At 43.9% G+C, this 3,105-nt stretch carries 1 protein-coding gene; it reads right to left on the bottom strand.

The window, feature by feature from the left end; translation table 11 throughout:
• A partial coding sequence (locus E1163_RS01445) for a TAT-variant-translocated molybdopterin oxidoreductase (protein ID WP_155168748.1) occupies window positions 1-3,105 on the bottom strand: 3,105 nt, incomplete at both ends.

The raw sequence follows: 3,105 nt of genomic DNA, 5'->3' as shown, positions 1-3,105 counted from the left end.
TTTCCTCTTTATCCTTATTTCTGATCTTAGTCAGATAAGTAACATTAGGTTTTGTTCCAATTTCTGCCAATACATGATATGCCCTTGGCTCATGAATTTCCTTCTCAGTGATATAGTCAGGGCCTTCGGTATCATGGATGTTAAGCATCTTATAAATTCTGCTTTCCTTGTCGTTCATATCCCCGAACATAATAGCATCCGTAGGACATGCACTTGCACAAGCAGTTGTCACTTCACCGTCAACAGGTCTTCTTCCATCTTTCTTAGCCTCTAGCTTAGCGTACTGGATTCTTTGAACGCAGAAAGAACATTTCTCCATTACACCTCTTGATCTTACGGTAACATCAGGGTTAAGTACCATCTTACCAAGATCATTGTTCATTGAAGTGTTGATGTTTTCAAAATCACCGTTGTCATGGTATTTGAACCAGTTGAAACGTCTCACTTTATAAGGACAGTTGTTCGCACAATACCTTGTACCGATACATCTGTTATATGTCATTTGGTTAAGACCTTCTGTGCTATGCGTGGTTGCAGCCACCGGACATACTGTCTCACAAGGAGCGTTGTTACAGTGCTGGCAAAGCATAGGCTGGAAAGTAACTTCAGGGTTAGCTGCTGCCTGCTCAAGACCTTGAAGATCATCAGCCGGAGCATCACTGCTATAGTATCTGTCTATTCTCAACCAGTGCATATCCCTTCTATTGATCACTTCGTCCCTACCTACTACAGGCACGTTATTCTCTGACTGGCAGGCAATGGTACATGCACTACATCCTGTACAAGAGTTAAGGTCGATGGCCATACCCCAGTGGTGGTTGTTGTATTTATGGCCTTTCCAAAGCGATAGTGCTCCTGCATCCACCTTGCCATCTTCTGACATCCAGGTAGAAATTTTAGGTTCGTGACGACCGGCAAGAGGATTAACTTTGTATTCCGAAAGAACAGATTCCTGTATAACGTTGTCTCTGCCCATGTAGGTCTGGTGCGTCTGTGTCTGAGCTATCTGATATTTCTCAGGAAGTACTTCAACACTTACATCACTCAGTACATTGTAGCTAAGCACACCGTTTACAGTAGTTACAAAAGGATAAGCATCTACACCCCTGCTATTAGCTACTTTACCCGCATTTAAGCGGCCGTAACCCAATGCAAGACCTACTGTACCTTCGGCTTGTCCTGGTTGGATAAGAATAGGAAGCACAACAGAAACTCCTTTAACGGTAAGTTTGGCCATGTTGCATTTTCCTTCAAAGCAGTCTACGCCATTTTCATCTGCCCATTTTTTGCTTACGGTCAGGTAATTGTCCCAGGTAGCTTTTGTTACCGGGTCTGGCATTTCCTGCAGCCATGGGTTGTTGGCCTGGGTTCCGTCTCCGATACCCACTTTCTGGTAAAGAGCCAGCTCCAGACCTGCACCTTTGTAATTTTTATTTATTGACTGAACGGCTCCACTAACATTACCGCTGAAAGAAACTGCGGCACCAACGGCTGCGGTCATTTCAGTTGCTAATGTATCGGCTTCAGCAGTGTTGCTTACACCGCCACCGTAGTATACTCCATCATGTAAAGCCTGATCCCAGTTGCTTACACCCATGTCCCTGTTCCATGTATTTTTCAGGTAAGTGTAATAATCAGGAGTTTCCACACCAGCCCATTTCAAAAGGCTCTCTTCCGATTGCCTGGTTTTGAAAATAGGTGTAATGGTAGGCTGAATCAGACTGTAATGACCTTTCTTAGGCTCTGCATCACCCCACGACTCGAGGAAGTGGTGGTTAGGAGCTACGTAGTCTGAAACTACTGCTGTTTCGTCTGGTCTGTCTGCTGTAGATATTTTAAGGGACACCTTGCTTAACGCACCTGCAAGGTCTTCGCCACCTTTGTAGTTATAAACAGGATTACAGTTGTAGAAAATAACTCCTGCTATACGGCCTGCTTTTGCATCAGAAACAAACTTCTTCATTTCTACGTCATTTCCTTGACGGTAATAAGCAGGTGTTGACATGTCAATGGTAGAGCCGTAGTTGCTCAACGCATTGTTGATAGCGTTAACCACCAGTTGCACTGCCGGGTCGTTTGAACCTGAAACCACGAGGGATTTTCCTCTGGCTTTCTTAAGTTCAGTAGCCGCCTTATCAATATACTTTATCTGTGATTTCTTTCCACCGGTAATAGCCTCATACAACTCAATTACAGCCTTACCTTCTTCCGAAGGTTTAATCGGGGTTCTGTAATCTGCATTGGCACCGGTAGTAGTCAAGTTTGATTCGAATTGGTAGTGACGAGACATGGTCTTTTTGTTAGGACCAATTTTTCTCGTTTTGCTGTACTGTTTGGAATACTCAACAGGTGAGATCCACGTACCTAAGAAGTCGGCTCCAAAGCTTACAATTACATCCGCTTTGCTGAAATCGTAAGAAGGTATTGCCCTCTGACCGAATGACTCCTCATTGGCAGCAAGTATACCGTGGGCAGAAACCGCGTCGTAAGTTACGTGCTGTGCTGTAGGGTACTTTGCTTTAAAATCATCGATCACTTTTTTAGTGGTAGGGCTCAAAATCGTGTTGCTCACAATTCTGATCTGACCTCCCTGTGCGGCTATACTGCCGAGCTTGCTTATTACAGCTTTATCAAGATCTTCCCATTTACCATCTTTACCTTCGATAACAGGCGTGATAAGACGCTCATTATCATATAAAGTAAGAACGGAAGCCTGTACCTGAGCACTGGTTCCGCCTTGAGTAATTTTAGAAAGTTTATTTCCTTCGATTTTTATGGGACGTCCTTCCCTGGTCTTAACCAGAATACTACAGTAGTCACCACCATTAACATAGGTAGATGCGTAGTAGTTAGGAACACCGGGATCTACGTCAACAGGTTTATTAACATAAGGAATAGCTTTTCTGATCGGTGCCTCACAGGCTGCCAATGATACTGCCGCTATACCAAAACCCATCATTTTCAAAAAGTCCCTTCTGCTGCTTCCGCCTCCTTCGTTTTGGTTGATGGGAAGGAATTCAGGGAACTCCTTATCTGCATTTTTTACAAATGCGGGGTCATTTGATAACTGCTCAATGCCTTTCCAGTATGTCTTTTTATTATCGC

This window comes from Fulvivirga kasyanovii (assembly GCF_009711405.1).
GTDB classification, from domain to species: Bacteria; Bacteroidota; Bacteroidia; order Cytophagales; family Cyclobacteriaceae; genus Fulvivirga; species Fulvivirga kasyanovii.
Note: the sequence above shows the minus strand (reverse complement) of the source record. Positions and strands in the feature narration are given on the sequence as shown.